The organism is Candidatus Gastranaerophilales bacterium (assembly GCA_028696075.1).
In the GTDB taxonomy this organism is placed as follows: Bacteria; Cyanobacteriota; Vampirovibrionia; order Gastranaerophilales; family JAILCC01; genus JAQVHS01.
This window is the reverse complement of sequence record JAQVHS010000006.1, coordinates 25478-51612: the sequence shown is the minus strand read 5'-3', so window position 1 is coordinate 51612 and position 26135 is coordinate 25478. Positions and strand designations below refer to the sequence as shown.

Sequence of the window (26135 nt, the reverse complement as noted above, 5' to 3'; positions counted from 1 at the left end):
TTATAACCCTTCCTCAAACGCTTTTTTAATTATTTGCAACTGTGTTGAAAAAGCAGCGTCAATTTGTCCGCTTTGGGTGATTACCCTGCAGCTTCCCTGTTCTATTTTTGTGTCGGTTTCTACACACATTTTAACTCTTGACTCCTGTTTATTCAATTCATTGATTAAAATGTCTTTGTCTATAGGATTTACGATAATAGTGATACGATTTTCGTCTTTTGATATTTCTTTAATTACATTATTTACAATATTAATGATGGTTGCGGGATTTTCTTGAACTTCTTTTTGCAGAATTTTTTGGGCAACGTCAAGCGCTATAAAAGCAATATCATTTTGATAAGTTTCATATGCTTTTCTTTTTACGTCCATAATTGACTGCACAGCTTTTTTCAGTTCGGTTATTTCATTTTGGGCAAGAATAATGCCTTTTTGAATACCTTCTTTTTTTGCTTTTTCTTTTATTAAATTAGCCTCTTCCTGCGCACGTGAAACAAGGCTCCTGTCTTCGATACGGCGGTACCCTCTTCTCCTGTCACCCCTTCTGCGCTCCTGCCTGTCTGATATATCGCTTAATGTTTCAAATACAATGTTGTTTTGAGATTCTGTCAGTTCGGCAGCGGCAGAGCTTTTAGGCTTATTGTCGTCATCGTTGCTTTTTCTTTTTTTCTTAATAATCATTACTACTGCACTTTTTGGATTAAATGTTTGGTTATAAGTTCTAATACCTGAGGTGAAAATACATCTTCCTCATCAGGATTTATTCTACCATTTTGTAGGCGTATTAAGAAATTCTTAACATTTTCTCTTTCATAAGCGGTTATTTGGGCTATTTTTTGAGGGGTTGTTTCTTGTAAAAGACTTTTTAAATTAGCAAATGTAATTTTTTTCTTCTTTTTGTTTTCGGCATTTGGTATGGAATTGTGGAATTTTTCCAGATATTGGCTGTATAAAACAGGGTCTACCATTTGTTCGAGATTGTCCATAGTCATATATGTCAAAATGTGTTTTTTATCATCAGCGCTCAGCGCGGTAACCATTTTTTCCACTTTGTCCGGGGGCAGTGATTTAAAATACATTGCCATGGTCATAAACCTTAATTCACGTTCTTCTTCCTGCGGAGACATAACCCTGTCATGATTTATTTGTTCTATGTATTCGTTGAGATTAGACTGACTTGAGGCTTCTTCTACGCTTTTTTGAAGTTTTCCGGCTAAAGCCAGCTGTTCCAGAATATTTTTGTATGTTTGCTGAACATACTGTTCTATTTTGCCGACAAGTTCCTGTGTATCAATACCCGTCGTAATTTCTTTTGCTACTTCAAATACAACAGATGCAATCTGCTGAAGAACATTTGCCCAATCTTCGGAGGCTATAGAGTTCCTGTAGTTGTCAATACCTTTATGAAACATCCATTCGCCGATAGACTGGCATATAAAAACAGCCTGCTCATCGCTATAGTTTGTATTCGTGTCGCCGCTGAGCGCTTCTGCCGCCATTTTGACAAATTCATAAATGGTATTTGATATGAACTGCTGTACTTCTTGCGGTAAATCTTGCGGAAAGGCGTCTTTAGCCTGCGTAGCAAGATTTTGTGCAAAAGATTCTATGGCTTGTGGTGTGTTTGCTTCTGATAACATAATTAATCAACTTGTTCTATCCAGCTTTTTAATTGAATTGCAAGTTCTTCATCGTCGGCAGTTTCGTGAATATCCTGAACAAGGGTTTCTACCCGGGGTACTTCTACTTGTACAGGCTGCCTTACGCTATTTAATGATTGTTGCAATTGTTCTTGTTGTGCTAAAAGAATTTGGGCTCTTTGATTTACGGCTTGAAGCTGGTTGTCTTGAAGCGCATTTAATTCTTTTAACTCTTGTATTTGGCGCTCCTGAACATTTTTGGCGGCGCTGATTTTTTTAGAAAGAGTTATTAACCCTACGATTAAACCGCCAAATAATAATACCGCAATAGTCCACCAAGGGTTGCCGCTGCCTTCGGGTGCGGGCAGGTTAACTGCTTTATCTCCGGCAAGGGTTGGGCGTACGCTGTCTGCAAAAACTATCTCGACATTTTCCGCATTCACTTTCGGACTGGCAGCGCTTGCTATTAATTCTTTTAGTTCATCGGGAGTGATAGTTTCGGGAATAGCGTTATTTTCAATGGTTACGGCTATTGAGATATCTTCTATCATTCCGGGTTTTAAATATTCTGCCACCTGGGTTTTAGTTGCTCCGTACTGCATTTCTTCGGCTGTTCTTGAATAATTTCTGTTTTGATTGGAAGAAGCCGCCTGAGGCAGCCCGCCGGGAAGATAAAGGCTGGTTGCGCCTGTTAATTGTCCTTTATCTGAATTTTTGTCGCCAAGATTTTCGCTGAATTTTTGCTGGCTTACAACAACGTTTCTGTTTGGGTCATAAATTATACTGTTGCGCTCTATGGGCGCTTGTCTTAAATAAGTGCTTACGGTTACTACGTAGTTTCCTTTGCCAAGTAATTTATCAAGCTGGGTTTGAACTTTTGCTTTCATGTATTCATCATTTTCTTCTATTTTTGCTAAGGTGTCATCGTCCGCCCCTGCTATGCTTGAATATACATTGCCGTTTGTATCAGTAATGGAAATATTGTCGAGTTCAAGCCCTGAAATACTGCCTAAAAGAAGGTTTGTTACAGCTCTTATTTTATCTTTTGAAAGTTTATCGCCTACAGGCAAAACCAGCTGCACTGTTGCGGTGGTAGGTTTTTGTAAACTTGTAAAAATTGTAGGCTCCGGAATGGAAATAAATACGGAAGCGTTTTCTACGGGTTTGATTTTTCTGATTAAACGGGAAAGTTCGCCGTTAATAGCACGGGCAAGACGAATTCTCTTATCGTCTTTTGTTGAGGTAAAATCGCCTTTGTCAAAAACTTCAAGTCCGATATTAGCATCGGCAAGACCGCTTTGAACTACTAAAAGCAGCGCTTCATCCCGTTGTTTTCTTGTGCAATCTTTTTTCAGGAATAATTTTACTTTTGAACCGCCTGAAGAATCTCTTTCGGTTTCAATTCTGTGTTTAGCGAGCAGCGCTTCTATTTCAAGAATTTTGCCTGTGTTGTCGGAAGTCAAAAGTTCTGTCGGTTTTCCGAGTTTTTCGTTATCTTTAGGGTCAATATTTACTTTATCGGAACCTTTACCCCCTGATGTCAGCGAAAAGAAAAAACCGGCAACCAAAATAACCGCAACAGTAACTACCAGAGCTATCATAAGATTTTTGTTTTGCAGTAATTTTTGAAAATCCATTTTCTTTATACTTCCTTTGTAGTTACATTACTACTAATTTTATATTATACATTCTACACCTGAATTGCCATAATCTTTTCATACGCTTGGACGACTTTTGTCGTAATTTGTGTAGCAACAGTTACGCTCATTTCGGCTTTTGAAATAGCCATCATAACATCATGAATATCCGCGCCGTTGCCTGTCAACATATCCTGCATGGCAGTGTCGGGTGAATTTGCAACGTTATTAAGGCTTTTGGTCATATTTACCATTGTGTCTGAAAAACTTACAATTTTATCGTCGGAATTTATTTCATCAAAACGAACAGGCTCTTGGTTGACATTCAGCTTAGAGTCGTTTATTGAAGATATTAAGTTGATTTTTGGGAACATTTTATCCATCAGCTGCCTCCTTTATAAATAATTTTTTAAAATACTTTTAACGTAATTTTGCGTTTCCGCATAGGGCGGAATGCCGTTGTATTTTGTAACGGCATTAGGTCCTGCATTGTAGGCGGCAAGGGCTAAAATTTTGTTGCCGTTAAATCTATCCAAAAGTCCTTTCAGATACTTAACCCCGCCTTCAATGTTTTCCTGAGGGTTAAATGCATTTGTAACGCCTAAAGACTTAGCGGTAGCGGGCATTAGCTGCATCAAGCCCTGCGCGCCTGCTTTTGAAATTGCATTCGGGTTAAAACCTGATTCTTGTTTTATTACAGACATTATAAGTTTTGGGTCTATTCCTGCGCTTGACGCTGCTTTTTGTACCATTTGGGCAATATCGGAACGGGTTATTTTTTGAGGTTCCTGAATTTGATATTTGAATTCTACGGGCGGAACCATTTGCAGTACGTCTGAAAATTTTGAGGGTTTTGTTGTTTGAGTATCAACGGTTTTTGTTTTTTGCTCAACCATGGTTTCAAGTTCAACAACCCGTTTCATCGCCGACATTTCTGAGCTGGAATTTATTAAACTTTGAATTTTAGGACTAAACATTTCAACCTTACCCTTTTAAACTAATTCTTTACTTTCCTATCTCTACTGCACGCTGTGCCATTGCTTTTGTGATATTGACGACCGCCAGACTCGCTTCGTAAGCTCTTGAAGTCATTTGAGCATCAGCCATATCCACAAGAGGATTAACGTTGGAGGTTCTTATATATCCGTTGGCATCAGCATCAGGATGTCCGGGTTTGTAGATAATATCTCCGGGGGTTGTATCTTCAACCACACCGTTAAACACTACCCCGCCGCCAGTAAACGGAACCGTGCCGCTTCTGAATACGCTGTCTTTCATATAGTTCATAAGACCCGAAAAAGAAATATCATCCTGCGCAATCAGTACGGGAATTTTTCTTACATAATTCGGCGTATCGATATTGGCAATGTTTTTCGCATGAATATCAAGCCTGTGAGCGTGAGCGCTTAAACCTTGCGCACCTATGTTAAAAGCATCCATTAATCCCATAATTATTTACCTACCTGTGTTACTGACCTTAATTGTGTTATTACGCTGCTTACACGCCGTGTTGCTACCGTGTAGTAAAGCATATTTCTTTGCATATCTATTAGTTCCTGTTTGACATCAACCTGACCTTCTTCCTGAACAAAGAAAGGGTTGGGGCCTATTGCTTCGCTTAACTTTGTTTCTAACGGACTGTTTGCAGTTGATAAAATCTGATTAAAACTGACATCACGTCTGACATACCCCGGTGTATTAACATTAGCAATGTTAGCGCCGATTAGCTGTTGTTTTTTTGCAACGGCATCAAGAACGAGTTGGGATTTGTCCAGCGGATGTAGTACTTCAAAATTCATTTTTTATCGCCTCCTATTGAGTCAGGTTAATTGCTTTTTGGTATATTTCATCAGTGAATTTAATAATTCTTGTGCTTGATACCAAACTGGCATTTAATCTCAAAATATCGTTAATGGAATCTCTGATATTTACGTTTGAGCGCTCAACGCAGCCTTGTGTAAATTGCTTGTGTTCCGTTATCAAAACAGGCTCGCCTGATTCTTTTGTAGCAACAACTTTGTTGTTGTCGATGAGTTGTAAGCCTTCATAATTGTTGAATTTAACAAGTTGAATTTTGCCTACTTCGTTGCCTTGCAAGTTATTTTCATCAGCGGCTAATACTCTGCCGTCGGGTTTAATAAAAACTTGTGTAGTTGCAGCCGGTATTTTAATCCCTTCTCCTACCACGGAACCGTCTGCCATAACTAACAGACCTTCTTCATTAGTTTTAAAAGAACAATTTCTTGTATAAGCTATTTGTCCGTTAGGTGTGGTAACAGGAATAAATCCCGTACCGTTAATCGCCATATCAAGTTCACGTCCTGTTGAAGAGATACTGCCCTGGCGGTAGTCTACTCTTTCTACACCGTTAATTCTGCCGTCTTCCTGTAAAAAATTTTCAAATCTTACGCTCTTGTAGCCGTCGGTAAGGTAATTTGACGATGTGTTTGCCACTGTACCTAAGCGCTCAAGCTGCATTGAAGCGTTATTTACTGACCTTGATATTATGCCTTGCAGGTTTTTCATAGTTTTACCTCACTTTAATTACGATGTTTTGCCCAATTCTTGCAAAGTACGGTTGAGAAGGGTGTTCTGTGTGATAAACAGTTGTCTGTTGGCCTCAAAATTTCTTCTTACCGGAATAAGATTAAACATTTGCTCTTCCATTCTTACGTTGGAACTTTCTATATATCCTTGCCTTACGTTAGGTTTGTCAGCAATTTGACCGTCTTTATCAACTACGGAAAAGGAAGCTATACGCTCCAATTTATTTGTCGTTCTGTTAAAGGCCTGAATTAAACCGTCACTGGAAACTTTAACGAGTTCTAAATCTTCGGGTACGGTTTGAAATTTAATAGGAGCGCCGTCAGCGGCAAGGACTTTGTATCCTTCGTTGGTTAAAAGATGTCCGTCCTTGTCCATTTTAAATCTGCCGTCACGGGTTAATTTTATACCGTTGGGGGTTTCATACTGGAAATAACCTTTGTCTGCAAGTGCAAAATCCAGCCTGTTGTTAGTTGAATATATTCTGCCTACGGTGTCGTCTTTTACTGTAGATAGGGCATGAACCCCTATAAATTCCGCAAAAGAGGAAACCACGGCTTCTTCTTTTTGGAACCCAACTTTGTCAAACCCTGTTATATTGTTGTTGATATTACTCAACAGCTCGGTTTGCATATGCATGCCGCGGATAGAAGTGCTTAAACCCCGCTCGTCAAAATATATTCCGCCAAATAACTTCATACCTTATCTCCGTTTATTCCCTAAGGGAATATTTTTACATATTTTAATATTTATACCTATCGACATTTACAGTTAAATCTTGAGAAATTTTTATAAAAATCATCCGTTTAGAGGAAGTTGGGAAGCCGTGAAGCTGAGAAGATGACAGCCCTTAAGCTTTTCACTTCTTCACCTTTTAAGCCTCCCTACTTCTAAGCTTCTAACCTTTCAGTCTGTCTTCCCTTGTTTGCTGCAAAGAATATTTTTCGTCAAATTCAAAGATAACTCTTGCTATAAGCTGAATTAAAGACAACCCTATCATCGAATCGGTTGAATTAACTATATAAAGCTGTTTTTGCAGTGGTTTTTCTTCCGAATTTTCCGCTCTTTGTGAAAAGAAGAATTTAGCACGCAGCGAGTGTTTTTTAATTATTGTTTTAAGGTTATCTAAAATTTTATATTTTACTTCATCATCCGCTTTTTCAACAATGTGCGTAATAAAAATTTCCGGTTCATCAAGCAAAATAATTTCTATCTTAAAATAACCTGATTTTTCGGTAGAAATATAAAACAATACTTGAGAATTATCCTTTTCTTTTTTGCCTGCCTGCTCCATTATTTCCTCCAAATCCTTTTGTTGGGGCGGCAGTAAAGGCAGCCATGGCAAGTACATTTGTATTATATTTCTTATAAATTCAGCAGGGTTTGTTTGGGCATTTAATGCTAAAGATGCGCCTATCAGCATAATTTCCTTCATTTGGGCAATATTGCTTTGGTTAAGTCCGCTTGAATTGACGAGCCTTAGTAATTTATCCGCCAAAAGCCCCGAATTATTTTTCAAAAGCTGGGCAAGCGCAAGTAAGTCAACTTTTGCGTTTGATTGAAGCAGTTTTAAAACCTCCGAACTTAACCCCTGATTGTTCGTTGCCGCCAAATTCTTGAGCATGGCGGAAACAGTATCATTTTGTCCCGACGAAAACTTAACCATCAGCTCCAGCCAATCTTTAGGCAGATTTAACATATCTCTTAAAAACATGTTTAACTGCATGTTGTTCATTACTGTTGGTGTTTTGACGATTATTACCGCAGGATTCGGTGAGGGCAGGTTTGTTTGAACATTTGCCTGTTGAAGGTTTTGCTGCGCTTCTTTTGCCACGTCAAAAGATTTTAACTCTAACGGTTTTTGCGGCTCCGCTGCTTTTGTTACCGAAAATACTAACGTTGCTAAATTTGAAATGTTGAAATTCATATCAGTTCCTAAGGTGGTTTTTTCTTTAATTCTAACATATTTTTCTCCTTTAATTTATATATTGCAGGGGAAAATCAGTTTTTTATACTACCGTCATTTCCCTTACACAAACAATATTAATGATGAAATATTAAAAACCATGTGTTTTTGTTACAAATATTTACAAAATATATACGGAATATAGCAATATTTTTTGGCAAAATGTTTTTAATAAAGTATGAGAGCTAAGAAATCACATAGAGAGATTTTAAGAGAGATTTTAATTAAACCCTAAACCTTATACCCCTTATTACCCAGCCCACGGAATTAATCAAAACCTTGGGTTTTTTTATGCGCCGCAAGCAGAGTGTGAAGCCTGAAAAGGCGACAATGAACTCTTCACCCCTTAAGCCCTCCCAGCTTCTCAGCTGCCAAGCTTCCTGAAACTCTTCACCCCTTCGCCTTTTAACCGCCTAAAACCCTCGACCTCCCAGCCTCCCAGCTTCCCAGCTTCTTTCCTATGGATTGCTTCAAATGCTTGCGCATTTTCGCAATGACGGCAAAATAACCTCTTAACTTCACAGCCTCCCAGCTTCTCAACTTCCCAGCTGCCTTCCTATGGATTGCTTCAAATGCTTGCGCATTTTCGCAATGACGGCAAAATAACCTCTTCACCCCTTAAGCCCTCCCAACTCCACAGCTTCCCAGCTTCTCAACTTCCCAACTGCCCAGCTGCTTTCCTATGGATTGCTTCAAATGCTTACACATTTTCGCAATGACGGCAAAATAACCTATTAACCTCTTAAACCCAATCCCGGTCTCCCAGCTTCTCAACTTCCCAACTTCCCAGCTGCTTTCCTATGGATTGCTTCAAATGCTTGCGCATTTTCGCAATGACGGCAAAATAACCTCTTAAACCCAATCCCGGTCTCCCAGCTTCTCAGCTTCACAACTTCTCAGCTTCTCAACTTCCTTTTCACCGCTTAAACTTGTATAATAGTCTTTTATTAGAGTATAATAAATCCATGAAGCTTTTGGGTGATGCATGAAAAAAGTATTAATAGCGTTATTTTTCTTTATTGCACTGCAAATCAGTGTTTGTGCCAAGGAATTGAAGTTTATACAATTCTCTGATACGCACTTGTCCTCTGAAGGCAAAGATTACCGGGGCAGGAAAGTCGGCGCTGCTGCGGAATATTTAAGGGAAGCCGTGAAACAGATTAATAAACGCAATGATATTGATTTTGTTGTTTTTACAGGCGATAACATCGATACGGCAAACAGAACCGACTTGAAATTATTTTTGCAGCTTGTAAATAAACTTAATAAACCTTATTACGTTGTTATAGGAAACCATGAAGTTTTTCGTCACCAGCATTTTGGTAAAAAAGAATTTATGCGTACTGTTTGGTTTTATCATCCTCCAATGCTTTTTAAAGGACCGTCTTATGTCTTTAAAGCCAATAAAGATATAGTTTTCATCGTTGTTGACGGCGCTAACGAGATGATGCCTTCCCCAAGCGGGCATTTTAAAAAAGAAACCCTTGACTGGCTTGATAAAAAACTTGAAAAATACAAAAATAAAAAAGTTATTATTGCACAGCATTTTCCGCTCATTCCCCCCACTAAAAAATATTCTCACGATACGGTTGATGTTGATAAATATTTTACGGTCTTAAACGGGCATGATAACGTTATAGCAATAATTTCAGGGCATTTTCATACGGACAAGTTTATATACAAAAAAGGAATTTATCATTTAAGCGCCCCTGCTTTTGTATCACCGCCGCATGAGTATAAAATTATTACAGTTACTTATGAACCGAAGTATTTATTCGCCAAACCGAGTGAATTTGAAATAAAACAGGAACTTGTTCCGATGGGACAAGCCAATGAAGAAGACAGTTTTGTAATAGAACAAACAGGAAATTAATTTATGGGTAATTTTAATGTAATCAGTTTTTTAACACAACTTGTAGAAAAAAAGGTCTCCGATATACACCTTCATGTGGGAGAACCGCCTATTTGCCGTAAAGACGGTATTATACTTAAAACCAATCTTCCTGAAATTTCACTTGAAAATATGCAGGATATTGTAACAACCCTCAAGCCTGCGCACGTTAATTTGGAAGGGGCTTCTAACCTTGATTTTCTTTTTGAAATTCCCGAAGTATCAAGGTTTCGTGTGAATTACGCTTTAAGCCTGCAAAAACCCATGTTTGTATTGAGAGTTATTCCCTATGATATTCCGTCATTTGAAGATATGAATATCAGCCAGAATATTAAACTTTTTTCTGATTATGCGTCAGGGATAGTTTTTATTACAGGTCCTACAGGCTGCGGCAAATCTACAACCCTGGCGTGTTTGCTCGATTATGTTAACCAGTCTAAAAACAGACACATTGTTACTATTGAAGACCCGATAGAATATCTTTACAAGAACGAAAAAAGTATCTTTTCCCAGCGCCAGGTCGGAGTTGACACTCCTGATTATGCAAGCGGGGTGAAATATTCTTTAAGACAAGACCCTGATATTATTTTGGTAGGTGAAATCAGAGACAGGGCTACGGCATCGGAAGCGCTTAAGGCTGCCGATACGGGACACCTTGTGTTTGCCACTCTTCATACGACGGACGCGGTTCAGACCGTTATGAGGATTATTAATCTGTTTGAACCTTATGAAAGACCGTATATAAAACAACAACTGGCGGATAATCTTGTAGGTACGGTTGCACAAAAATTGATTAGAAAAGCCGATAAAACAGGTCGTGTACCTGCTTTTGAGATTTTAGTAGCTACCTCTACCATTAAAGATTATATTTTAAAAGACAATCTTGAAGAAATATACGAAATGATTAAAGTCGGCAAGTTTAACGATATGATTACAATGAATATGTATTTACATGATTTGGTTAAAAACAAGATTATTACGTCCGAAGCCGCCTTGTTGGCGAGCGAGAACAAACTTGAGCTGCAGCAAATGCTAAAAGGCGCATTCCACGGTGCAAGAATTTAATTATAAACAAGCTCTTCAAAATCAAAATGTCAAGCGGTTGTGTTTTTGGTATGATGAAAAAGACTTGAATTAAGTTTAGGAAAAATCGTTATGAGAATGTCAAAATTATTTGTGGAAACATTGAGAGAGTTTCCCGCGGACGCGGAAGTTGCAAGTCATAAGCTGCTTGTCAGGGCGGGTTTTATAAGAAAATTAACCAGCGGGGTCTATACATATCTTCCTTTAATGTGGAAGGTTTTAAAAAAAGTTGAAAAAATTATCAGGGAAGAAATGGACAAATCAGGCGCACAAGAACTGCTTATGCCTATCATTCAACCCCGGGAGCTTTGGGAAGAATCGGGCAGATGGAGTGTTTACGGCAAAGAATTAATGCGTTTTCAAGACAGGCATGAAAAAATGCTTGCACTCGGACCTACTCATGAAGAGGTTGTTACTTTTGTTGCCAGAGAGGGAATTCGCTCGTACAGACAGCTTCCCGTAAATTTATATCAAATTCAAAACAAATACAGAGATGAAATTCGCCCCCGCTTCGGGCTTTTGCGCGGTCGTGAATTTATAATGAAAGACGCTTACAGCTTTGACGCTACCGTTGAAGGTATGGAAAAATCATACGAAATTATGGCTGATGTTTACAAAAAAATCTTTACAAAATGCGGGCTGGAAACACGTATGGTAAGAAGTGATTCAGGCGCAATAGGCGGAAGCTTGAGCCATGAATTTATGGTTTTGGTAGACACCAACAGCGGCGAGGACGACGTAATTTATTGCAGTGAATGTGATTATGCTTCAAACACGAATTTTGCAGCCTCTGTTATACCTGAAGCTGTTTTAGACGGTGGTTTTTCGGAATTTAAACTTATTGATACCCCTAATATTAAGACTATTGAAGAGTTGAGCGAATTTTTAAAAATCCCGCAATCCGCTATTTGCAAATCTTTGGTTTATATAATAGATGACAAACCGGTTCTGGCGTTAATCAGGGGTGATAAAACCGTTGAAGAAACCAAACTTAAAAACGCCGTTGGCGGGCAAGATATAAGAATAGCCTCTTGCGAAGAAATAACGGAACTTATGCAAAACAGCGGTTATGACGCGCAAGCCGGCTTTATAGGACCAAAAGGCTTAAAGTGCAAAATTATTGCGGACTTAAGCGTTAAAGATTTAAAGAATTTTGTAACGGGTGCAAACCAAAATGACGTTCACTATGTGGGTGTCAGTTGGGGAGCGGATATTGACCTGCCTGAAACAGCCGATATAAGATTGGCGCAGGCGGGAGAGTTTTGTCCTGTTTGCAATAAGACTTTAAAAATTTCTCAAGGGATTGAAGTAGGTAATATTTTCCAGCTGGGAACGAAGTATTCCGCAAAAATGAAAGCTGTTTTTTGTGATGAAGACGGCAAGGAAAAACCTTTCATAATGGGTTGCTACGGCATAGGCGTTTCAAGAACGGCAGCAGCGGCTGTAGAAAAGTTCCACGATGATTTTGGTATCAAATGGCCAAAGGAAATAGCGCCGTTCCACGTTGTAATAGTTCCCGTCAACACAATGGACGAAGCTCAAATGGCAGTATCTGAAAAAATGTATGAAGAACTGTCGGCTCAGGGAATTGAAGTTCTGTTTGATGACAGGGATGAAAGAGCGGGCGTTAAGTTTAAAGATGCGGACTTAATAGGCTTCCCGGTAAGAATTACGGCAGGAAAAACAGTAGCTGAAGGGCTTGTTGAATACAAAATCAGAGAAACCGGAGAAGTGATTAAAATCACTCCCGAACAGGCTGTTCAAGATGTTATCAAATATATAAGAGGTTAAATGATGGAATTGCTTTTGGCGGCATTGGCAGGATTTGCAATCGGAGCGGCAGGAACTTTTGTACTCCTTAGTTCAAAGCATAAAACTTTAACAGAGCAGAATGCAAAACTGGAAGCTGAAAACAGTCTTTTAAATCAGAATACAAGCACGACTGATGAATTGAAGGAACTTTTAAAAGCCGAGTTTAAAAATATAGCTAATCAGGCACTTTTGGACAATCAGGCAAGGCTCCAAACTTCAAGCAATGAGAGTTTAAAAGAACTTTTAGAACCGATGAAAACACGCTTGAGTGAATTTCAACAAAAGGTGGAAGCGTTTAATCTTGCCGAAGAAAAAAATTCATCCATGCTGAAAGAGCAAATTTCAGGGCTTGAACAAAAAAATCTTGAAATAGAAAAACTTACTTTTTCGCTTATTAATGCTCTCAGGACGAACCAAAATACAAAAGGCGCTTACGCGGAAGGACTGCTTGAGCAAATGCTTCAAAGCTCGGGACTGTTAAAAGATGTCCAATATTCGGTGCAGGAAAGCCACAGGGATGAAGATATGTCGCTTTTGCGTACGGATGTGGTGGTTTATCTGCCTGATAACAGGCATATTGTTATAGACTCGAAGTTTGCGTTTAAGAGCTATTTTGACTACATAGACGAGGATGATACGGAAGAAAAACAACGCAGGTTAAAAGAATTTAAAAATGATGTAAAATGTCAGATTACAGATTTATCACAAAAAGGCTATCAGCATTTAAACACCATTAATTCGCCTGATTTTGTGCTTATGTTCATGCCTGTTGAAGCTTCTTTGCATTTGATTTACACGGATTTGGGCATAGTAAAAGAAGCTATGGAAAAAAATATTATTATAGTAGGTCCTTCTTCACTGTTAAGTACGCTTAGAATAATTAAACACACCTGGACGCAGCAAAATCTCAACGAAAAGATGAAAGATGTAGGCGGCTTGATGAATAAGGTTTATGATAAATTTTGTACACTTATAAACAAATTAAATGAAGTCGGCTCGAGCCTGCATACAACTCAAAAGAAACTTGAAAGCGCTTTTGGGGTTCTCTCTGCGGGTAGAGGTAATCTTGTAGGACAAATCAAAAAGTTTGAGGAGTTTGGATTTATTCCGTCAAAAGATGTTCCAAAAGTATATTTAGAATGCTCATCCCATGAACAGGATGATGAAGAGGAAGAAGCCTGAAAAGGCGAAGAGCTTGAGAGTCAGGAGGCAGGTCAGGCATTGCCTGATTGACGAGCGGATTGCTTCACGGAGTTTATCCTGAATTTATTTCAGGGTTAGCAAAGACAGCATAAAAAGCGCCCCCCTACCTAGTTTGCTTTAATCCATTTGAAGTCTTTGACATATTTATCGGTATAAAGGTTACCGTTTAGAGTTACTACAAAAAATCTGTAATCGCTTTTATCAATATTTAAGCCGGGAATACTTCTTAAATAAGTAAACGGATTAAAACTTACATCCTGACTTTCTTCTGATTCAAAAGCTTTTACCAGCTTTGAAGTAAGCGAATTAATTGAAATTTTGCCGATAGAACCCAGCGCAATTTTTCCCTGATTGGCATCTTTTGGCATTTGTCCGATTATAGTGGCGTTAACTATGGAATTATTCATATTATATGAACCGGCCATAAACAATTTTAAATCAGGACTGTCCGATAAAATGTTATCACTTATAATAACGCCGTCTTCAATTTGCAAATCACCTTTAATAGTATCGAAATAACCTGTTTTAGGTGCAAAAATGTTCAGCAGGGCATTCAAATTAAATCTGAAAATACCGCCTTTAAATATATTGGCAAGCCGAAGCATGTATTCTATTGAACCAAGTCTTATCATCCTGCCGCTTGCAAGGTTAAAAGAAGCAACGCCGTTGATGTTTTTAGTTATCTGTTCGTGGTCTGTTCCCCTTGTCGAAAAATTAAATGTTCCGCTCAAATCACCGTAAATTTCGTTGGGCAGATTAAAGAAAGTTGTTGCAAATGCGTTGGCGAGAATATTTTCTGCTTTTATATTCCCTCTCAGGTCGGAGGTATAAATATTATAAATTAAATCACCTGTTAATTTTCCTTCGGTAACCGCAGTATCAAGGTTACTGATTATACAGAACCAGTCAGGTGTAACTTTAAAATCAGCGCTGGCATCGGTCGCCAAAAGACCGCTGTAAATAAATTCTTTAGCTTTAATGGTGCCTTTCTCAACGATAATAGGTGGTAAACTTGTTCCTACGATGTTTTCATCTTCTGTGTTGCCGATATTTATGGACTCGAATGTGTTTTTTATCTCATCGTAGTTAATGCTCTCGCTTATAATTTCAGCATTTTTAACTACAAGAGGCATATCCAGTTTGTTATTCAAAGTTGCTTTAACAGCGGCTTTGGAGGTTGCAATGCTTATTTCGGGGCTGTCTATTTCAATAGAATCTTTTAAAAATTGAACCTTTGCCGATTTAATATTGGTGTTTAAAGAAGGTATAATTGCATCTTTGGCTTCTACTTCGCCCTCAATCAACGGAGTTTCGGCTTTGCCGTTTACAATTACACTGCCCTTTATCTCGCCCTCGCTTAAAAACGGTGCGGTATTATCGGAGCTTTTTATTAATGCATTTAAAACCGATATATTTATATATTGCAAAGCCTCGATATTAAGGTTTTCAAAGCTTGGTGCAGTTGAATTCGCATTATAAATTTTGCCTTTTGCCTCAAGCATAATATCCTGATTGGCAGGATGACTTTGATTAGAAGTTTTCGGCGGAGAAAAAATATTGAATTTGTTAATAATTAAATCGTTGCGGGTACCCGATAAATCGGCAAAAATAAATCTGCTTATATCTTTGCCTAAATCCGCCCCTTTATAAAAAATATTTGAATTTTCATCCAGCATAGAGCGCAATTTTACATTCCAATTTTCCATATTGCCTTTTAATCGGGTATGAAGATAAAGATTTCCGGCAAGCTCAACAGGTATATTTAAAATCTTTGAAAAAGTTTTGTTAAAATCTTCACCCACTATGTTTGATGCTATGGTTAAATCATAAAACGGATTGGATGAAAAATCGGTAATTGTGCCGTCTACAAGAAACGTGCTTTTAGAAATTTGTGCGTCTAAATCTTTTAAAACAACTTTGCTGCCGTCAAAAAATAATCTGCCGGATTTGAGCAGTACATCGTCTTTTGACGGGCAATATATTGCATACAAATTATCAAAATCAAGACTTATGGCCGTAACTTTATTCTTTATATGAGCATTTATGCTGATAAATCCGTCCAAATAATCGTAGTTAGATAACGCCTTGGAAAATTCGGGAGTTAAAAGCGTGGAACAGACAATGTATTTAATACTTGATACATTAAAATTATTTACTTCAAATCTCAAATCCGTATATTCATTGGCTTGGTTAATATTGCTTATTACGCCGTCTAAATAAACAGGGCTTTCAAAAATACTGCCTTCCACTTTGTCAAAAAATATATTGTTTTGTTGTGCATTTATCTGCCCCTTATTTAATACAAGAGGAGCCGTTATATCTAAATAGTTGAGAGTTACGCTTTTTAAGCCTATATCGGCAAAGTATTGAAGGTTGTTATCCTTGAAACTGCCGTTAAGCATAAGGTCCAGACTTACCAAGCCGTCTATAAGGTTAATCTCTTCAAAAGCGTTTCTTGCTTCAGCCAAAATAGGACTTTTAAAAATTATATCCTGCGCTTTTTTAACATCCACATTTGCCGATTGTATTTTTAGTTTGCCGTAATCTTTTTCTATAGTACCGCTAAGCCTTGTATCCAGCCCGTTTATTATTCCTTTTAAATCCAATCTTGCAATATTACTGTCAAAATTCACGCTGCCGCTTACATTTACTGCAGGATAATAAAGCCCCTCAATCTCACCGGAAGCGGAATGTATGTTAACTTTACCTTTTACGTACGGGATATCAGAATTCTTTTGTGCCTGAATATTAATGCTTGTACTTCCATATCCTTGGGGATTTTTTAAAATTTTGAGTCCTTGCGAAACATGAGTAAGCATTTCACTGCCGTCAATAAATATTTTTGCTTTGTTTAACGGCGTATTTAATACATCTATTTGGAATGATGTTAATCCGTTTTGATGGGTAAGGGTTTCGCCGAAAGCTGTCGCTCTGACCCCCTCAACTTGTCCTTTTATATCTTCATATAAAATTCTATCGCCGGCAAAATTCAGCCTGCCGTAGCCGTTTTCTATAAAACCGTAAAACCCGGGATAAGCGACAGTCGCATTTCTGAAATTTAATATCCCGTTTAAAAGTACATCCGGCGGGCTGCCCTTAATATTAAGGGTAATTTCGCCCATGGCATGTTTTATATTCATATCAGGAACAGGTCCTGTCGGAAACGGTATCAAATCGCTTATTACATTAAGTATCGGAACAACATCGCTCAGCTTAATATTCGCAGTAGAAATTACGTTAATATCGTTGAAAATACCGTTTAAGAATTTAACATAACCGGTTACCATAACTTTATCCACGGTATTGTTTTTGGTAGCGAAGATTTTGCCGTCCAAATATAACTTGTCTTTTCTGAAATCAAGCAAAAGAGAAGACTTCGGTAAACCGTAAACATCATTAAAAGTCAGATTATCGAGCAGAACACCGCCGTTAATTTCTCCGCCTCTGATTTTAAGTTCACCGCTTGTATCAGCCCGGACTTTATGCTTTATGGCTTTGCCAATCATTCCTTTCATAAAGTTAAAATCTGACGGGAATAATTTTATAATAGAACTTGCCTGAGAACCTTCTTTTATGTATGCATCAATTTTGATACCGGGGTTTGCTGCCTTCAAATCTTTTACAGAGCCTTTCATCCCCATCTCAAAATCAGTTGAAAAAAGTTTAAAATCATCTATTATAATATCATTTGGCGACAAAGCCCCTTTGGACTCCAACTTTAATTCGGAAGGAAAATCCAGCCAGTTATCATGTTCTTCCGTAGAAAGAGTGAAGTCTTTAATTTCACTTTGTACGTTAAAATATTTATTCGATGATACTTTAAGCTTCAAATTACCGCTGCCGCCGAAGACTTTAATTTTCGGGTTAAATTCCTGAATATAGCCGATATAATCCTGAAAATTCATATCTTGAAAAGAAACTTCAACGTTATACTTTTTGTCCTGAACGGGTAATTTGGTGTTGTAATTAATAAAGAACGGCATTTTATGTTTTTTATAACTTACAATACCGTCCATTATAAGCTGCATATATTTGTTAAGCGAAAATTTGCTGAGTACGATACTATCGCCCGTGATTAACATGTGTTCTTCAGCGTTCTTATACTCATCGGTAAATTTTACTATGTATTTATCAACGCTGATATGGGAATTCTTGAAATAAATATCAAAAAACCCTTTTATATTGAAAATTTCAATAATATTAATTTTATTATTTTTATCTCTGACAAAGTCTACGTAGAGGTTTTTAGTATTTATTTGAGTGATATAAATTTTTTTGAATGCAAACGCAGGCACAAAAATATTCAGTTCAATATTATCACCTGATACTAAATCAGTGCCGTCAGGATTTTTGAATACAAGTTTGTCGGCTTTAATTTTGTATTGCAAGTCCCAATCAACGTAAGCCCGCGGGTTCTCCACATAAGAATCCAAATCCAGAAGCTGTGAAATTTGAGAGGTTATAAGCTGCGAAACCAAAGCCGTATTTGATGATACTGTATTAATATACCAAATAAGCGCAGTCATTATACCGAAAAGTACAACTATTATGCTTAGAAATTTTATAAAAAAACGTTTTCTTTTAGATATCATAAGCTTTATTATACTATTATCATGCAATTTCGCATACCTTTTATATAATGTATGCTGATTTTGCTATTGTAAAGAACATTTACAATTATAGACACGGGCGTATGTATTGTTTAGAATGAAATAGGGTTATCGACCGGTATTTTTTTGTGAAAAAAATTAATGAGGGATTAAACAAATTTTCAGAAGGGAATTATAGGGCAAAAAGGAAAAAACAGGGGCTTTCTTTGCTTAGTATTTTACTGTTGATATTTTTTGTACAATTAGCCTACAGCATTGTAATGAACAGCGTTAAATACGTTAGTTTACGGGGCAAAATTAATAAACTGGAATCTATTGATAAAGTCGCTACCCAAAAAAACATACTCTTAAGAGAAGAACTTGAAAAATACAATTCGAGCAAAGGTGTGGAATCATTGGCAAGAAACCGGTTAAAATTAACTCAGGACGGTGAAATGCTTGTTATTATAAAAAATCATAACGAAGAAGAATAATAAATAAAACCCCCTTTGAACCCTTAATTTTCTTAACAACACATTGATTTTAGCCCGGTTATATAGTATCTTTTAAATATGAAGATATTAAGAATTTTAGCCTTTAATTTGTTGGTTTTATGTATAGCTTCAACTGCTTTTGCGGTTGATTATTATGCGGTTGGACAAAGTTTTTATAACAAAGGAAATTACACGGAAGCGGGCAAAAATTTTGTAGAAGCGCTTAAACTGAACCCTAATAATGTTAATTGCCGCTATTATTATGCCCAAACTCTTATGTATCTTAAGAACTATGACAGAGCCAAAGTTGAATACGGCTATGTTGTTCAGCTTGCGCCAAATTCACAGGCGGGAATATATTCCAAACAAGCGCTGGCAACTTTTGTACCGTCTTTGGAAGAAAAACCTTCTGCCGTAAGTACTATTGATAATTACGTTAAAAATGCAATTACGACTTCAGGCGAATTAGTTGTCTGGAATAAACAAAATATGCCTTTAAAAATCTATATTGATAATTCCCTGAAGGTTAACAATGCGTACGTTGATAGCGCAAAAACCGCGCTTAGCAACTGGAAAGAATCTTCTGAAGGCAATTTTGACTACGTATACACGCAGGAAAAACCAAATGCTGATATTGTCATCACATTTAAAGGTATTGCCCCAAAATCCCAAAATCAAATCTTGGGGATGACAAAACATAAAAGCCAAAATGGTTATATTACAGCTGTTCAGGTAGATTTATATACCCAGGGTCCGAATTATAAACCGCTCACACCCGTTGATGTTTATAACGTAGCTCTCCATGAATTCGGGCATGCAATAGGTATTTGGGGACATAGCGATAATAAAAGCGACATTATGTATGCGCTTTACAATCAAACAGGTAACCCGGGGAGGTTACAGCTTTCTTTAAGAGATAAAAATACCGCAAAAGCTATTTATGAAATAGACAAAAATCCTTATTCCACATCGGATAATTCTATCACTTCCGTATTCGGCAACAAAGAAGACAGGTTAAATACCAAATTGGAACAAGGGTTGGAATATATTCAAACCGTGCCTTATAATCCGGTCGGATATATAAACGTGGCAAAGACTTATATAGCATTGGACAATGAATACGAAGCAATAGGATTTTATCAAAAAGCTTTGACCTTGGACCCGAATAATGCGGACGCATTAAAAGCGTTGGGTAATATTTATTACAAGCGCAACGATTTAAAAAATACCGAACTTATGTATAAAGCATTAATCAGGATTGAACCTACAAACCCGCATGCTTATTGCAATCTGGCTAATGCATATATTAGAAATAATCAGGCATACAACGCTCAAAGCCTTGTAACAAATTTATTATACAGAAATCCCAAGGCTAAAGAGGAGAAATGTATTCAGGAAATTATGTCAAAATTAAACATGAAGTAGTCAGGAGTAGGAGCTTTTATGGTATTAGATTGGGATTCATATTTTTTAGAGATGGCAAAAACAGCGTCTAAACGCTCCAGTTGTCTTCGCGCACAGGTGGGCGCGATTATAGTGGGAGCTGATAAAATGATTAAAGCAACAGGCTATAACGGCACCCCGGCTAAAGTTGAATCTTGTTTAGAGCGCAATTACTGTTTTAGAATTCATAACAAAATTCCTTCCGGTACAAGATATGAAACCTGCCGTTCCATTCATGCAGAACAAAATGCAATCATACAGGCGGGTCTGGACCGCACAAAAGGTGCTGCAATGTATATTTACGGGCATGATTTTATTTGTATTTTGTGCAAACGCTTCATCCTGCAGGCACAGATTGAAAATATAATTCTTAAAAAAGATGATGACTCACCTGTTATAAGATTAACAGCAGCTGATTTAAAAGAAGATTTAGAAAGAACGGAAAATTTAACGGAAACTGCAGAAGTAAAAAATTAATTATCGATTTTTGCTAAGAAATTTTTTCTTATGTTCGATTCTGCTATGGCAATTATTTTAATTTACATGTTTTTTAAATTATATAGGTCATAGGTAGGATAATGTCTGTTAATTTATATCAGAATAATGTGCAAACAGCCAATAACTTTGGTGCAGGCGGATTAGATGCAACACTTGCCGAAAATAAGCCGCAAGCTTTAAACATGCTGCAAAGCATGGGCTTGCCTTCCACGCCTGATGAATTTGTGAAATTTTCTCCGTTTGTTGCCGGCGGAGTAGGCTTTAGTTACTTAGTATCCAGACTGGCTACAATTTTATCGAGAGTAAATCCGTTTAAAAATCCTAATGTAACTTTACAGGAAAGTTTTGATAAATCAATTATAGGTAAAGCAACAGGCAAGGTTGATAACTTATTGATGCCTGTATATTCAAAAATGCAGCTGCATGCACAAAAAGCGCAGGGATTTTTGGCACAACGCATGCCAAATTGGATGAAAAACATAGGCGAAAAGGTTAAAATCGGCGTTACTCCCAAAAATGCCATGGCTTTAGCGCAGTATAAAGGGCTGACACGAGCGTCGTCAGAATATTTTCTGGGGCTTGCAGGCAAATTAGACCCTGCAACGATTAAAAAACTTGGTATTGACGGATTGCTTGCCCAATCAACCAAGCCTAATGCCAACTTAGTACAAATTGTTAAAGATATTACAAGTAAGTTAAAAAATACCCCGATAGGCACATTAAAAGAATTACCTTTGGCAAACTCCAAAAAAGCAATGCGCTTTGTAGCAGAACTCAATAAATCAAGAGCGTTTATTGCTGCTAATGCCAAAACCCCTATAACAAGATTTTTCCAAAAATTATTTATGAGTGTTTCAGAAGCGGCTGGCGGAGGTGTAATAGGCGGCAGGTTCGGATTATTAATGAACAGTATATTTGTGGCGGCAGGTTTAAAGCGTACCTGGGATGCACCTAAAGGCGAAAAGCTGAGTACGTTTATGGAAGCGGCATTGCTTGACTTCTGCGGCGGATATCTGATGGTCTTGTTAACAACAAGTTTTGCCTACAGAATGCTCGGTATTAAAAACGTTGATAAGTCCGCACTAAGAATAACCAAACTGAAGACAATGACTGATATGATAAATACCAGAAAAAAAGTATGGAAAGGCGCTCAAGGCATTTTAGAAAACTTAAATAAACCGGGAGCTGTTGTTACCCCCGAGATAAAAACAGCCATTTCGGAATTAGGTATTAAGCTGCCTCAAAAAGCAACAAGTGCCGTGGATATAAGTAAAGCTATCACTACGAAGTTCGGACCTGAACGGATTAACAAAGCTATAGACAGTCTTGTTAAGTTTAAAAAATTCAAAAGTAAAGGCTTGGTGGATGTAGTAAACAGACCTTTAACCTGGATAGGCAAAATATTGAGTGTAGGATTAGATATGACTCCTTCTAAACTGGTACAGGTCGGTAAAGTAAGCAATTTTGCGGCATTCGCAGGCAAATTTAAAAACGCATTAAAAGGAATTACAGGATATCCTATGCGTTTGATACTCATTATGATGGTATTAACTCCGCCGTTAACAAAACTTTGTGCAAAAATAACACACGGATTATTCGGCAAACCTACAAATTCGTCATACGCCGATGAAGAAAAGAAATCCCAGCCAAAATCCGGACAAGTTCAAACACCGTTTGTAAATATGGAAGAATTTACAAATACTACACAAACCCCTCAAAAAAATGATATAATTCAAACACAACAAGATTTTGCAAGCGCAAATATTCCTGCAGCTCCAATGCTGCAACCGGAAACATCAAACATACGTTATATCCCCAACCCTATAGCTTCTTATGCTCCTCAAGTTGACCCCGGTGCTATACAAGGCATTTTGGCACCTTCTGAAGGATTAGAAGCAAATATTGAGAAGAACCTGAAGGCAGTTAAAAATGGAAAAATATATTAGCTCAAATAAATTCTATAATACATTTCCTATGTTTATAAATGAAAAATCTAAAACCGCAGACAGAACAATATATGCGGCAAGATTTGAACGTCCCTTGGTTATCAAGCGACAACAAAAACCCGAAAGCTTTATCACCAGCGCAACAGCCGGCGGGGCTTTGGCGGTTGGACTTACAGGCGTTTGTTTGAAACGCAGTAATATGCTTAAGATATATAAATCATTGGATTTAAGCATAGCACGGCTGAATTTGGCAGACCAAAACGATTTATTTACAAAAATCACTAAAAAAGTTCTTACCGGAACAAGATTTGTTACGGGTAAAATTCTAAGTACAACCAGAACTGTGAATAAACATCGTGAATATTTCTTTAGAAATCTGAATAAACATGATAACCAAACTTTCTTAGGTCGGATGACTAAACAAATTAACGGTTTTTTTGCCAATCAAAACATAAAAGTTACGGAAGCCAAGTATCAAAAACTTTTAAAAGAATTTGAAGATGTTGAAAAAGTTTTAAACGGAAGAATAGAGGTTATAGAAGCAAGTACAAAAGGAAAGATTTCGATACTTCTTCCCGAAAAAATCCTAAAGACTTCAAGTGAAAAACCCGTGCCGGTAAATTTGGATCTAATGCCGGACGGAACAAGCCGTGCCGCCAAATTAAGAGAATATACCGCCCGTGCGAAGGTATTGCTGCAGGAACTTAAGGATAATTTCAGAGGCAGCGATAATTCCCGATTGGAGCAAATACAAAAACGGCTTACTTTTATTCCGCCCGGACTAAAAGAGAAAGCAAGCGCAATCTCTAAAAATATTGAATATAATTTTGAAAATGCACAGGGTATATTAGATCGTTTATCTATGATTATCAGTAAAAATAATCAAAATACGGGAACCTCTAAACTATTACAAGAGGTCAGCGAATTGTTGCACAAATATCGCTTTGATACCATTACAGACAGTCTTACGGGTAATGATGTTACCTCCAGAGCAGATTATATGTCAGCACTGTTGAAAAAATTAGATAATTTAGACGAAGCCACAAAAGGCTTTGCTTCTTATAAGGCAATCAAAGGTTATATCATCTCCCTTCAAAAAGGAATACAAGAAGAAATTCAGCATAAAAAACTGGGTATTATGGAAGAGATAAGGCAGCTTGTTAAGTGCAAAGATATTAAACTTGATAATGTTCAAGCCGGTATTAATCCAAGCCTGCTTAAACATTATCAAACTAATGAATATTTAGCTTTAAAAACACAAATAGATAATTTTTCCCGTAAATTACATAAAACGATTCATCAAGAGCGATACGCTTTACCACACAGATTGCGTGCCATCAAATCAGGTGATGCTGTTTTGGATAGTGCATTTTTGTTAGCGCCGGGTGCCTACGTAACAGGCAAATCTATGCTGTCTTCCAAAAAAGAAGACACTAAACCGCACCCCAGATTTTTACCTTATTGGTTAGGGGCAGGTGTGTTCTTCTTGACTAACACCTTAAAAATGGTCAGCATGCCTGTTGCCATCGTTTCAAGTCTTTTAACTACTTTATTTACAACGAAAATCCAAAATCGTTTAACTAAAAATCAGAGTTGACATTGTCCTATGCCTTAGCTAAAATATTATTGCTGCTTGATGTTGCGATTGTGATGCAGGAAGACATTGACCGCGATATTAGAGTATCGCTGCGACAAACAAAGTGAGTTTACGAGCTTTAGTTTGACAAACACAAAACCCCGGCTGACTTAACGAAATATGAGTTTTGCTCAGACGCTTTTGAAAAATTATATAATGATTAAAAATTTAATCCATTGGGGTGTCGCCAAGTGGTAAGGCACCTGGTTTTGGTCCAGGCATTCAGAGGTTCGAATCCTTTCACCCCAGAGTTTTATTAAAAGATAGTCCTTCGGCTAATATGTCGAAGGGCTTTTTGTATGTATAGCTTATGTTTTCACCATCCGAATAAAAGTTCGACAATACAATTCTTGCCAATTTAGCCTTTTCAAAGTTATTTAGTAATTTATATTTTGTATAAAGGTTTTCAGCCAGTTCTATAATTTCTATTCCTCTTTGTAAGAAATTATTATTTGCTTTATCATGAGCTTGGATAATAAGTCTATTATTTTCTATTTCTTCATTCCATTCCTTTGATTTTGATAAATATATTTCTTTTGAAATAATCCCATCTAAATAGTCAATATACATTTTATCAATACGATTTTTAAGCAAATCTATTTTTTTACTTAACCTTAGTAATTCATCACGGTGGTATTCTTGTTCTTTACTAAAAAAATCTTTTATTTCTCTTTTAAGCCAATTCGAATGTTCTTTTTTTATCGTAATATATTTCATGGCTTTTTCTAGTTGTAAAGATATTATTTCTTCTTTTATCATTTTATTTTTAATAGAACATTTTTTATGCCAACCCGTGCAATGATAATAGATATATTTTTCTTTTTTAATTTCAGCTGTAATTGCAGAACCACATTTTGAACATTTAAACATACCTACAAAAGCAAAGTTTCTTTTATTTGATTTTTCAGGTTTATTATCTTTTTTAAATGATTCTTGCGTTTTATAGAAAAGGGCTCGGTTAATAATTGGTTCATGTACTCCATCATAAATTTTATCTTTAAATTTAAACTGTCCTATATAAAACACATTTTTTAACATGATATCCAGATTACTTTTGCCTATTTTGACTTTATTATGTTTGTAAATAAAACCTTCTTTGTATAATTCTTCGATTAATCTTGTTAATGATAATTCTTTTTCTGAATAAAGTTCAAATGCTCTTTTAACGAATTTTGCTTCATCATCTTGTACATGTATTATTTTATGATTCAATCTGTAATAGCCATAAGGAGGTTTTCCCGGATATTCACCTTGTTCGGCTTTTTGTCGTTGTCCTTTTTTAACTTCTTCTGATAAATTATCAATATAGTTTTTAGCCATTAAAACTTTAATCCCGTGAATAAATTTGTCATTTGAACGGGAATTCTCACTTAAAATAGTTCCTTCTTTAACAAGATGAATATCAAGTTTGTAATTTTCTAATAAAACATAGTCTTTGAAATTACGATATAGTCTATCTGTTTTTTCAACCAAAATTGTTTTAACGTTTTGATTCTTTTTAAAAAAATCAATCATTCTAACAAAATTGGTCCGCCCAGCCTTTTTAGCAGTTTCATTATCAATAAATTCTTCAATAACATCAATATTATTTTTTTGTGCATAATCATTAAGCAATTTAAGCTGAGCAGGTATTGAATATCCTTCTTGTTCCTGTTCTCTGCTAGATACTCTCGTATATATAACAGCTTTTTCTTGTAAATTTTTTTTCATAGATTTATTCTACCATTAAACAAGTTTTATATCTTATAGTTTTATT

General features: G+C 36.8%; 21 protein-coding genes and 1 tRNA gene. 10 read left to right on the top strand and 12 right to left on the bottom strand.

From position 1 onward, the window contains the following. From PHX18_05445 to PHX18_05400, 10 genes are all read right to left on the bottom strand, one after another. Positions 1 to 678, bottom strand: a complete 678-nt coding sequence (locus PHX18_05445) for a FliH/SctL family protein (protein ID MDD3594054.1) — start codon at positions 676 to 678, stop codon at positions 1 to 3. Between the two features lie 2 nt (positions 679 to 680). Then, positions 681 to 1637 carry a hypothetical protein gene (locus PHX18_05440; GenBank protein ID MDD3594053.1) on the bottom strand — a complete coding sequence of 319 codons (957 nt, stop codon included), beginning with the start codon at positions 1635 to 1637 and terminating at the stop codon, positions 681 to 683. Positions 1638 to 1639: 2 nt separating this feature from the next. Further along, positions 1640 to 3274, bottom strand: a complete 1635-nt coding sequence (locus tag PHX18_05435) for a flagellar M-ring protein FliF C-terminal domain-containing protein (protein ID MDD3594052.1) — start codon at positions 3272 to 3274, stop codon at positions 1640 to 1642. Between the two features lie 53 nt (positions 3275 to 3327). Continuing rightward, the gene (gene fliE, locus PHX18_05430) at positions 3328 to 3657 is read right to left on the bottom strand and encodes a flagellar hook-basal body complex protein FliE (GenBank protein ID MDD3594051.1); all 330 of its coding nucleotides are present in this window, start codon (positions 3655 to 3657) and stop codon (positions 3328 to 3330) included. 12 nt (positions 3658 to 3669) lie between these two features. Continuing rightward, positions 3670 to 4197 (bottom strand): lytic transglycosylase domain-containing protein, encoded by a 528-nt coding sequence (locus PHX18_05425; GenBank protein ID MDD3594050.1) that lies wholly within the window; start codon positions 4195 to 4197, stop codon positions 3670 to 3672. Between the two features lie 82 nt (positions 4198 to 4279). Next, positions 4280 to 4723: a flagellar basal body rod protein FlgC gene (flgC, locus tag PHX18_05420; protein MDD3594049.1), complete on the bottom strand. Its 444-nt coding sequence runs from the start codon at positions 4721 to 4723 to the stop codon at positions 4280 to 4282. Between the two features lie 2 nt (positions 4724 to 4725). Then, positions 4726 to 5073 (bottom strand): flagellar basal body protein, encoded by a 348-nt coding sequence (locus PHX18_05415; GenBank protein ID MDD3594048.1) that lies wholly within the window; start codon positions 5071 to 5073, stop codon positions 4726 to 4728. Between the two features lie 13 nt (positions 5074 to 5086). Then, positions 5087 to 5800: a flagellar hook basal-body protein gene (locus tag PHX18_05410; protein ID MDD3594047.1), complete on the bottom strand. Its 714-nt coding sequence runs from the start codon at positions 5798 to 5800 to the stop codon at positions 5087 to 5089. 18 nt (positions 5801 to 5818) lie between these two features. After that, positions 5819 to 6517, bottom strand: a complete 699-nt coding sequence (locus PHX18_05405; GenBank protein ID MDD3594046.1) for a flagellar hook basal-body protein — start codon at positions 6515 to 6517, stop codon at positions 5819 to 5821. 199 nt (positions 6518 to 6716) lie between these two features. Next, positions 6717 to 7745 carry a hypothetical protein gene (locus PHX18_05400; GenBank protein MDD3594045.1) on the bottom strand — a complete coding sequence of 343 codons (1029 nt, stop codon included), beginning with the start codon at positions 7743 to 7745 and terminating at the stop codon, positions 6717 to 6719. A 1024-nt stretch (positions 7746 to 8769) separates the two neighbouring features. Here PHX18_05400 and PHX18_05395 point away from each other — a divergent pair. The 4 genes from PHX18_05395 to PHX18_05380 all read left to right on the top strand — a co-directional run bounded on the left by PHX18_05395 (position 8770) and on the right by PHX18_05380 (position 13752). Continuing rightward, positions 8770 to 9657, top strand: coding sequence for a metallophosphoesterase (locus PHX18_05395; protein ID MDD3594044.1), 888 nt, complete (start codon positions 8770 to 8772; stop codon positions 9655 to 9657). Between the two features lie 3 nt (positions 9658 to 9660). Continuing rightward, entirely contained in the window at positions 9661 to 10740 is a 1080-nt protein-coding gene (locus PHX18_05390) for a PilT/PilU family type 4a pilus ATPase (protein MDD3594043.1), read from the top strand. Positions 10741 to 10830: 90 nt separating this feature from the next. Then, complete coding sequence (locus PHX18_05385) at positions 10831 to 12549, top strand: proline--tRNA ligase (GenBank protein ID MDD3594042.1); 1719 nt, start codon at positions 10831 to 10833, stop codon at positions 12547 to 12549. Beyond that, positions 12550 to 13752 (top strand): DNA recombination protein RmuC, encoded by a 1203-nt coding sequence (locus PHX18_05380; GenBank protein ID MDD3594041.1) that lies wholly within the window; start codon positions 12550 to 12552, stop codon positions 13750 to 13752. Positions 13753 to 13880: 128 nt separating this feature from the next. Here the strand turns inward: PHX18_05380 and PHX18_05375 are convergent, their stop codons facing one another. Further along, positions 13881 to 18365: an AsmA-like C-terminal region-containing protein gene (locus PHX18_05375; GenBank protein ID MDD3594040.1), complete on the bottom strand. Its 4485-nt coding sequence runs from the start codon at positions 18363 to 18365 to the stop codon at positions 13881 to 13883. A gap of 146 nt (positions 18366 to 18511) precedes the next feature. On the opposite strand from PHX18_05375, the gene PHX18_05370 reads away from it, so the two are divergent. From PHX18_05370 to PHX18_05345, 6 genes are all read left to right on the top strand, one after another. After that, positions 18512 to 18856 carry a septum formation initiator family protein gene (locus tag PHX18_05370; GenBank protein ID MDD3594039.1) on the top strand — a complete coding sequence of 115 codons (345 nt, stop codon included), beginning with the start codon at positions 18512 to 18514 and terminating at the stop codon, positions 18854 to 18856. A gap of 78 nt (positions 18857 to 18934) precedes the next feature. Next, a complete protein-coding gene (locus tag PHX18_05365; protein ID MDD3594038.1) occupies positions 18935 to 20281 on the top strand; it encodes a tetratricopeptide repeat protein in 1347 nt (448 codons plus the stop codon). Between the two features lie 18 nt (positions 20282 to 20299). Then, positions 20300 to 20776, top strand: coding sequence for a deaminase (locus PHX18_05360; GenBank protein ID MDD3594037.1), 477 nt, complete (start codon positions 20300 to 20302; stop codon positions 20774 to 20776). Between the two features lie 101 nt (positions 20777 to 20877). Continuing rightward, positions 20878 to 22743: a hypothetical protein gene (locus PHX18_05355; protein MDD3594036.1), complete on the top strand. Its 1866-nt coding sequence runs from the start codon at positions 20878 to 20880 to the stop codon at positions 22741 to 22743. Then, a complete protein-coding gene (locus tag PHX18_05350; GenBank protein MDD3594035.1) occupies positions 22727 to 24340 on the top strand; it encodes a hypothetical protein in 1614 nt (537 codons plus the stop codon). The genes PHX18_05355 and PHX18_05350 overlap by 17 nt, the downstream gene beginning before the upstream one ends. A 216-nt stretch (positions 24341 to 24556) precedes the next feature. Continuing rightward, positions 24557 to 24628 (top strand) — tRNA-Gln (locus PHX18_05345). Here PHX18_05345 and PHX18_05340 read toward each other — a convergent pair. Continuing rightward, positions 24620 to 26089 carry a recombinase family protein gene (locus PHX18_05340; GenBank protein ID MDD3594034.1) on the bottom strand — a complete coding sequence of 490 codons (1470 nt, stop codon included), beginning with the start codon at positions 26087 to 26089 and terminating at the stop codon, positions 24620 to 24622. The genes PHX18_05345 and PHX18_05340 overlap by 9 nt on opposite strands. Positions 26090 to 26135 lie beyond the last annotated feature (46 nt).

Bases quoted from the DNA above. Each gene is read 5' to 3' on its own strand.
- PHX18_05390 (MDD3594043.1), top strand. From the start codon at position 9,661: ATGGGTAATTTTAATGTAATCAGTTTTTTAACACAACTTGTAGAAAAA.
- PHX18_05440 (MDD3594053.1), bottom strand. From the start codon at position 1,637: ATGTTATCAGAAGCAAACACACCACAAGCCATAGAATCTTTTGCACAA.
- PHX18_05365 (MDD3594038.1), top strand. From the start codon at position 18,935: ATGAAGATATTAAGAATTTTAGCCTTTAATTTGTTGGTTTTATGTATA.
- PHX18_05400 (MDD3594045.1), bottom strand. From the start codon at position 7,745: ATGAATTTCAACATTTCAAATTTAGCAACGTTAGTATTTTCGGTAACA.
- PHX18_05360 (MDD3594037.1), top strand. From the start codon at position 20,300: ATGGTATTAGATTGGGATTCATATTTTTTAGAGATGGCAAAAACAGCG.
- PHX18_05425 (MDD3594050.1), bottom strand. From the start codon at position 4,197: ATGAAACGGGTTGTTGAACTTGAAACCATGGTTGAGCAAAAAACAAAA.
- PHX18_05435 (MDD3594052.1), bottom strand. From the start codon at position 3,274: ATGGATTTTCAAAAATTACTGCAAAACAAAAATCTTATGATAGCTCTG.
- PHX18_05355 (MDD3594036.1), top strand. From the start codon at position 20,878: ATGTCTGTTAATTTATATCAGAATAATGTGCAAACAGCCAATAACTTT.
- fliE (MDD3594051.1), bottom strand. From the start codon at position 3,657: ATGGATAAAATGTTCCCAAAAATCAACTTAATATCTTCAATAAACGAC.
- PHX18_05380 (MDD3594041.1), top strand. From the start codon at position 12,550: ATGATGGAATTGCTTTTGGCGGCATTGGCAGGATTTGCAATCGGAGCG.
- PHX18_05385 (MDD3594042.1), top strand. From the start codon at position 10,831: ATGAGAATGTCAAAATTATTTGTGGAAACATTGAGAGAGTTTCCCGCG.
- PHX18_05405 (MDD3594046.1), bottom strand. From the start codon at position 6,517: ATGAAGTTATTTGGCGGAATATATTTTGACGAGCGGGGTTTAAGCACT.
- PHX18_05445 (MDD3594054.1), bottom strand. From the start codon at position 678: ATGATTATTAAGAAAAAAAGAAAAAGCAACGATGACGACAATAAGCCT.
- PHX18_05410 (MDD3594047.1), bottom strand. From the start codon at position 5,800: ATGAAAAACCTGCAAGGCATAATATCAAGGTCAGTAAATAACGCTTCA.
- flgC (MDD3594049.1), bottom strand. From the start codon at position 4,723: ATGGGATTAATGGATGCTTTTAACATAGGTGCGCAAGGTTTAAGCGCT.
- PHX18_05340 (MDD3594034.1), bottom strand. From the start codon at position 26,089: ATGAAAAAAAATTTACAAGAAAAAGCTGTTATATATACGAGAGTATCT.
- PHX18_05375 (MDD3594040.1), bottom strand. From the start codon at position 18,365: ATGATATCTAAAAGAAAACGTTTTTTTATAAAATTTCTAAGCATAATA.
- PHX18_05395 (MDD3594044.1), top strand. From the start codon at position 8,770: ATGAAAAAAGTATTAATAGCGTTATTTTTCTTTATTGCACTGCAAATC.
- PHX18_05350 (MDD3594035.1), top strand. From the start codon at position 22,727: ATGGAAAAATATATTAGCTCAAATAAATTCTATAATACATTTCCTATG.
- PHX18_05415 (MDD3594048.1), bottom strand. From the start codon at position 5,073: ATGAATTTTGAAGTACTACATCCGCTGGACAAATCCCAACTCGTTCTT.